7 protein-coding genes are annotated in these 6,786 nt (G+C 72.0%); 2 read left to right on the plus strand and 5 right to left on the minus strand.

Annotated elements, in window-relative coordinates; translation table 11 throughout:
- Window positions 1–592: hypothetical protein (locus DKL51_RS05765; RefSeq protein ID WP_124811808.1), on the plus strand; the 592-nt coding region annotated here is incomplete at its 5' end.
- 26 nt (window positions 593–618) lie between these two features.
- Here DKL51_RS05765 and folE read toward each other — a convergent pair.
- The 4 genes from folE to DKL51_RS34760 form a co-directional block, all read right to left on the minus strand.
- On the minus strand, window positions 619–1,281 hold the full coding sequence (gene folE / locus DKL51_RS05770; protein ID WP_109944956.1) for a GTP cyclohydrolase I FolE: 663 nt from the start codon (window positions 1,279–1,281) through the stop codon (window positions 619–621).
- Window positions 1,282–1,316: 35 nt separating this feature from the next.
- The gene (ftsH, locus tag DKL51_RS05775; RefSeq protein ID WP_109944960.1) at window positions 1,317–3,338 is read right to left on the minus strand and encodes an ATP-dependent zinc metalloprotease FtsH; all 2,022 of its coding nucleotides are present in this window, start codon (window positions 3,336–3,338) and stop codon (window positions 1,317–1,319) included.
- A gap of 390 nt (window positions 3,339–3,728) precedes the next feature.
- Window positions 3,729–4,301 (minus strand): hypoxanthine phosphoribosyltransferase, encoded by a 573-nt coding sequence (gene hpt / locus DKL51_RS05780; RefSeq protein ID WP_109944957.1) that lies wholly within the window; start codon window positions 4,299–4,301, stop codon window positions 3,729–3,731.
- 99 nt (window positions 4,302–4,400) lie between these two features.
- Window positions 4,401–4,538, minus strand: coding sequence for a hypothetical protein (locus DKL51_RS34760; RefSeq protein ID WP_165823110.1), 138 nt, complete (start codon window positions 4,536–4,538; stop codon window positions 4,401–4,403).
- Between the two features lie 150 nt (window positions 4,539–4,688).
- Here DKL51_RS34760 and DKL51_RS05785 point away from each other — a divergent pair, with 150 nt between their 5' ends.
- Window positions 4,689–5,648, plus strand: coding sequence for a GlxA family transcriptional regulator (locus tag DKL51_RS05785; RefSeq protein WP_124811809.1), 960 nt, complete (start codon window positions 4,689–4,691; stop codon window positions 5,646–5,648).
- Window positions 5,649–5,931: 283 nt separating this feature from the next.
- Here the strand turns inward: DKL51_RS05785 and tilS are convergent, their stop codons facing one another.
- Window positions 5,932–6,780 carry a tRNA lysidine(34) synthetase TilS gene (gene tilS / locus DKL51_RS05790; protein WP_260428386.1) on the minus strand — a complete coding sequence of 283 codons (849 nt, stop codon included), beginning with the start codon at window positions 6,778–6,780 and terminating at the stop codon, window positions 5,932–5,934.
- Between the last annotated feature and the right edge of the window lie 6 nt (window positions 6,781–6,786).

Here is a 6,786-nt window from a genome sequence, read left to right on the forward strand (position 1 = left end):
GCTCGACGGGGTACGCCGGGCGGCGGCGACCGCCGCGAGCGAGCAGGCCCGGTCGGTGCAGGCCGCCCGGGAGGAGTTGACGGTCGTCCGGGCCCGGCTGGCCCCGCAGGAGTCGCAGCTGCGGGACCTGGGCGTACCGGCGATCTCGCTGACGCCGACGCCGCCGGAGCTGACGGAGGCGGCCCGGTCGATGGCCAGCGGGCCGGCGGCCGTGCTGACGGTCCTGCAGGCCGCCCGCCGGTGGGCGGATGCCGCGGACGACGCACTGGCCGCGCGGGGCCTGCCCCGGATCGCCCGCTGGCCGTCCCGGCCGCGCAACCTGCTCGTGTACGGGCCGCTGGCGCTGATCGTGCCGCTGATCCAGCTGGTGCTCTTCCTCGTCACCGGCACCAGCCCGGCCACCATTCTGGCGCTGATCGTCGGCCTGCCGATGCCGACGGTCGCCTTCATGGCGGGCTGGCTGGCGGTGGGGCGGCTGTTCCGGCCCCGGCCGGAGGACCGGGTGGACCGAACGCCCCGCTTCGGTGCCCTGGTGTGCCTGATCCCGGCGGTGGTGGCCACCGCCGGGATCGTCCTGGCCATGCTGGGCTGACCCGGCGGGCACGCGCCCGCGTGAGGTCAGCGGGGAATGATCAGGGACATCGCCTCGGCGCGCGACTTGGCGTCGTGCTGGAGGGTCCCCCGTACCGCCGAGGTGATCGTCTTGGCACCCGACTTCTGGATGCCGCGCATCGCCATGCACATGTGCTCGCACTCCAGCACCACGACCACGCCGCGCGGCGCCAGCTTGCTCATCAGCAGGTCGGCGATCTGCGAGGTGAGTCGCTCCTGCACCTGCGGACGGCGGGCGAAGACCTCGACGAGTCGGGCCAGCTTGGACAGGCCGGTGATCCGCCCGTCGGGGCCCGGGATGTAGCCGATGTGCGCGCTGCCCCGGAACGGCAGCAGGTGGTGCTCGCAGAGGCTCATCACGTCGATGTCCCGGACGAGTACCAGCTCTTCGTGGTTGGCCTCGAACGTCGTGCTGAGCACCTGGGCCGGGTCGACCCGCAGGCCGGCGAAGAGCTCGGCGTACGCGCGGGCGACCCGGGCGGGCGTCTGCTGGAGGCCGTCGCGGTCCGGGTCCTCGCCGACCGCGATGAGGATCTCCCGGACCGCCTTCTCGATCCGGCCGAGATCGATGGCGTCTTCGACCGGGCGGCCGGTCAGCTTGCCGCTGATCAGCCGTGCGGCGACGTAGTCCAGGCCGTCCTCGTCGGGCTCGGTCGCGGAGACGGCCAGCTCCCGGTTCGGGGAGCTGGCCGTCGGGTCCGTGCTCAGTGCGTACCGTCCGAGTTGTTCGACGCGCCACCGACAGACCCCCCGCCGACGGAGGCACCGTCGGCCTGGGCCTGCGCCTTGAGCGCATCCTTCTCGGCCGGCGTGAGCACCGGCGGCTCGGTGGAGGGCTGGCGCTTGCCGAAGCCGTGGTACGGGGCCATCGGCGGGCGCTTCGCCACCCGGGCGCAGATCCGGGCCATGTCGGCGGTGGAGAGGGTCTCCTTCTCGATCAGCTCGAGCACGATGTTGTCCAGGACGTCCCGGTACTCGACCAGGATCTCCCAGGCCTCGTCGTGGGCCAGCTCGATCAGCGCCCGCATCTCCGCGTCGATCTCGGCGGCGACGGCGTCCGAGTAGTCCCGCTCGTGGCCCATGTTGCGGCCGAGGAACGGCTCGTCGCCGCTGGTGCCGTACTTGATCGCACCGAGCTTGGAGCTCATGCCGTACTGGGTGATCATCGCGCGGGCCAGCTGGGTGGCCTTCTCGATGTCGTTGCCGGCGCCGGTGGTCGGCTCGTGGAAGACCAGCTCCTCCGCGGCCCGGCCGCCCAGCGCGTACGCCAGGGTGTCGATCATCTCGGCGCGGGTCTGGGTGTACTTGTCCTCCGTGGGCAGGACCAGCGTGTGGCCCAGCGAGCGACCGCGGGACAGGATCGTCACCTTGTGGACCGGCGCGGCGTGCGGCAGCGCCCAGGCGACGAGCGCGTGCCCACCCTCGTGGTACGCGGTGATCTTCTTCTCCTGGTCGCTCATCACCCGGGTCCGGCGCTGCGGGCCGGCGATCACCCGGTCGATCGACTCCTCGAGGGAGTCGTTGGTGATCGCCCGCTGGTCCTTGCGGGCGGTGAGCAGCGCGGACTCGTTGATCACGTTGGCCAGGTCGGCGCCGCTGAAGCCCGGGGTACGCCGGGCGACCGAGTCGAGGTCGACGTCGGGCGTGAACGGCTTGCCCTTGGCGTGCACCCGCAAGATCGCCTTGCGGCCCTCCATGTCGGGGGCGTCGACCGGGATCTGCCGGTCGAAGCGGCCCGGGCGCAGCAGCGCCGGGTCGAGGATGTCCGGCCGGTTGGTGGCGGCGATCAGGATGACGCCGCCCTTGGTGTCGAAGCCGTCCATCTCGACGAGGAGCTGGTTGAGGGTCTGCTCCCGCTCGTCGTGGCCGCCGCCCATGCCGGCACCGCGGTGCCGACCGACGGCGTCGATCTCGTCGACGAAGACGATCGCCGGGGCGTTCGCCTTGGCCTGCTCGAAGAGGTCGCGGACCCGGCTGGCGCCGACACCCACGAACATCTCCACGAAGTCCGAACCGGAGATCGAGTAGAACGGCACGCCGGCCTCACCGGCGACCGCCCGGGCGAGCAGGGTCTTACCGGTACCGGGCGGACCGAAGAGCAGCACGCCCTTCGGGATCTTGGCGCCGAGCGCCTGGTACTTCGCCGGGTTCTGCAGGAAGTCCTTGATCTCGTGCAGCTCCTCGACGGCCTCGTCGGCCCCGGCCACGTCGGCGAACGTGGTCTTCGGCGTGTCCTTGGTGATCATCTTCGCCTTGGACTTGCCGAAGTTGAGCACCCGCGAGCCGCCGCCCTGCATCTGCGACATGAAGAACAGCAGCAGGAGCACCAGCAGCGCGATCGGCAGCAGGTTGACCAGCAGGCTGACCCAGATGCTGTCCGAGGAGACCTTGGCGTCGGCGGGGCCGGTGACCCGGTTGGCCGCCTTGGCGTCGAGGACCTCCTTCCAGACGTCGTCGCCCACCTGGTACGGGAACTGGGCCTGGATCTTGTCGGTCGTGGTGTCGCCGAACTTGGTCTTCTGGGCCAGGTCGAGCTGGAGCGTCTGCTCCTTGTCCTGGAAGACGACCTTGTTGATCTTCGCAGTGTGAAGCTGGTCGAGCGCCACCGACGTGTCCACGCGGTGGTAGCTGGGGCCAGCGGTGAAGAGTTGACTGAGCACAACGGCGCCGAGGATGACCAGGATGATCCAGACCACCGGTCGGCGGAAGAAACGCGTACGTTCCATGCTGTTGTCGGGCATCGAGACGCCCGCATCCTCCTGATCGACGTCCTGACCGTCTGAATGGTGTCGCCGCCTCGGGCGGCGGCCGGAGCCGCCGTGCGGGCCGGCCTCGACCCCGAAGCGCGAAAACTGCCGCGCCGCGGTCATTCGACGGTACACCGTTCGTGCCAGATCTGAGCTTGCGAGCCCAGCACTTACGCGCACGGCGAACCGGGTTTCAGCCGGCGTGGCGGGGACTCCGCACCCGGCCCCCGACCGCCCGGTCACGCGGTACGAGGGGTCGGGCGTGGAGAGTGCCTCCACGCCACCGACACCTACCGTAGTCCGATCGGCTGAGAGTCCGCTGAACGTCCGCTTGACGCCCACCGATACCCGCAGGTCGGCGCGGGCCTCTCAGGCCCTGGCGTAGACCTCGGGCTTGAGCACGCCGACGTAGGGCAGCTCCCGGTAGCGCTCGCCGAAGTCCAGGCCGTAGCCGACCACGAACTCGGTCGGGATGTCGAAGCCGACGTACTTGACCGGGACCTGGACCTTGATCGCATCCGGCTTGCGGAACAGGGCGACCACCTCGACGCTCGCCGCCGAGCGCGACTCCAGGTAGCGCAGCAGCCAGGAGAGGGTCAGGCCGGAGTCCACGATGTCCTCGACCACCACCACGTGCCGACCGGCGATGTCCCGGTCCAGGTCCTTGAGGATCCGGACCACCCCGGAGGAGGTGGTGCCCTGGCCGTACGAGGAGACGGCCATGAACTCCAGCTCGGCGGGGGGACCCTGCCGGCCGAGGGCCCGGGCGAAGTCGGCCATGAACATGACCGCGCCCTTGAGCACGCAGACGAGCAGCAGCCCGTCGACGTCGGCGTAGTCCGCGGAGACCTGCTTGGCCAGTTCCGCGGTCTTCTCGCGGATCTGCGCCTCGGAAATGATCACGTGGTCGATGTCGGCGTCGTACCAGGAGCCGTCAGCCATGCTCCTAGCCTGCCGTACGCCGGATGGGCTCCGTCGGCGGGGCCGCCCCTTTTGGCGCGGTCCCGCCGGGGATTATCGGCTCGTAAAGGGCAATTCACCTCAGCAGGTGCGGGACCGCCAACGGCGGCCCTCGTCGGTCGGCTTCCAGTCGGCGGAGTCCCGGCTGTCCGCGGTCAGCCCGAGGGCGGAGGCGACGACGAGGAAGAGCACGAGGAGCAGGAGCAGGAGAACGGCCATGGCGGCGCTCGCTTTCGCGTGGTTGTGAGTGGTTTCGCCGCCGGTGCGCACCGGACTGAGACCAGTCTGCGACCGTCCGCGCCGCGCGAAAAGTGGCAGGAATGCCAGTGGGCATCGATTTCCTGCCACTTCTGTGGTTACCCTCGTCACATGCTGCGTTCCGTTGCCGTCGTCGCCCTGGAACAGGTGGCCGCGTTCGAGCTCGGCGTCCTCGCCGAGGTCTTCGGCACCGACCGCACCGCCGACGGCTTCCCCGGCTACCGCTTCGACGTCTGCACCGCCGACGGCGCGCCGGTCCGCACCCGGTCGGGCTTCCTCCTCACCCCGCACGCCGACCTCACCCCGCTGGAGGACGCCGACCTGGTCGCGGTACCGGCCCACGCGGAGGGGACGGACATCCCGGTGCCCGTGCTTGAGGCGCTGCGCCGGGCCGCCGACCGGGGCGCGTGGCTGCTGAGCGTCTGCTCCGGCGCGTTCGTGCTCGGTGAGGCGGGACTGCTCGACGGCCGGGACTGCACCACCCACTGGCAGTACGTCGACGAGCTGCAACGCCGGCACCCGGCCGCCCGGGTGCGGTGCAACTCCCTCTACGTGCAGGACGGCCGGCTGCTCACCAGCGCCGGCACCGCCGCCGGGATCGACGCCTGCCTGCATTTGGTCCGCCAGGAGCACGGCTCCGCGACGGCCACCCGGCTGGCCCGCCGGATGGTCGTGCCACCGCACCGCGACGGCGGCCAGTCGCAGTACGTCGAGGCGCCCATCCCGAAGGCGCCCGAGGCCCCGACGCTGGAGCCGGTGCTGGAGTGGCTGATGGGGCACCTGGATAGGACGGTCACCGTGGACGAGCTGGCCGCCCGTGCCGGCATGGCGCCGCGGACCTTCGCCCGCCGGTTCCGGGCCGAGACCGGCACCACGCCGCACGAGTGGCTGACCAACCAGCGGGTGCTGCTGGCCCGGCGGCTGCTGGAGGAGACCCGGCTGAGCGTGGAGACCGTCGCCGACCAGGCCGGGTTCGGCGACGCCGCCGCGCTGCGGCACCACTTCACCCGCCGGGTCGGCACCACCCCGCACGCCTACCGGACGACCTTCCGGGAACGCGCCGAGGTCTGATCACCGCCCCACCGCGACCGGCAGTGGTCCATCGGCTGCGGAGTCGTCCGGCCCCGGCAGCCGACCGGCAGGTCCCCGATCGCGTCCTTTGCTCTGCTGCAGCCCACGCAACACTCGACCGGCTTGAGTGTTGCCTCCGCTGCAGCAGAGCAAAGCGTGTGACACAGGTATCGGCGGCACCACGGACGGGCGGATCAGCGGGCGACAGCCGGGCGTAGCGGCCCGATGCCATGCGGCGGCGTTTCGAGCCGTGGGCAGGGGCCAGAAAGAGGAGGTCAGCGGGTCAGCGTGATTCGGTGGGCACGAGTCGGCGGTCGCGGCGGCACACCCGCAGCCCGCCCGGCAGGTGCACCTCTCCCTGCCCGCGCCACGCCGTGACCAGCGCGTCCAACGCGGCGATGTGCCGGTGCGACAGGGCGGCCGGCGAGGCACCCAGTTTCCGGGCCCAGAGATGGAGCACCCGGGTCCGGACGGCCGCTGGCAGAGTGGCCAGCGCCTCGACCGAGAGGCCGCCGTCGGGTGCCCGGGCGTCGGCGAGCGACCTGGCGGCGAGCTCGTCCAGGGCGGCGGTGTCCGCGGCCACCAGGCGGGCGGTCCGGGCCAGGTTGTCCAGCACCCCGGGGCCGAGCGCCCCGACCAGGACCGGCAGCACGTCCGACCGGACCCGGGCCCGGGCGTACGCCGGGTCGACGTTGTGCGGGTCCTCCCACGGGGTCAGCCCCAGCGCGGCGCACGCCTTGCGGGTCTCCTCCCGGCTGGCGTCGAGCAGCGGGCGCAGCAGCGGCACCCCGTCCAACTCCCGGCGCTCCGGCATGCCCGCGAGACCGCGCGGGCCGGCGCCCCGGGCGAGCGCGAGCAGTACCGTCTCGGCCTGGTCGTCCCGGGTGTGGCCGAGCAGCAGCGCGGCCGCTTCGTGCCGCCGGGCGGTGGCGACGAGCGCCTGGTAGCGGGCCTCGCGGGCGGCCGCCTCGGGACCGCCCGGGCGACCGGCGACGGTCACCGGCACCGCGTCGACCGGATCGAGGCCGGCCTCGACTGCCCACCGGGCCACGGCGTCGGCCCGTTCCGCCGACCCCGCCTGCAGGCCGTGGTCGACCGTCACCAGTCCGGCGCGACGGCCCAGCCGGTACATGGTGTC

This window comes from Micromonospora globispora, from assembly GCF_003857015.1.
Classification (GTDB): Bacteria; Actinomycetota; Actinomycetes; order Mycobacteriales; family Micromonosporaceae; genus Micromonospora; species Micromonospora globispora.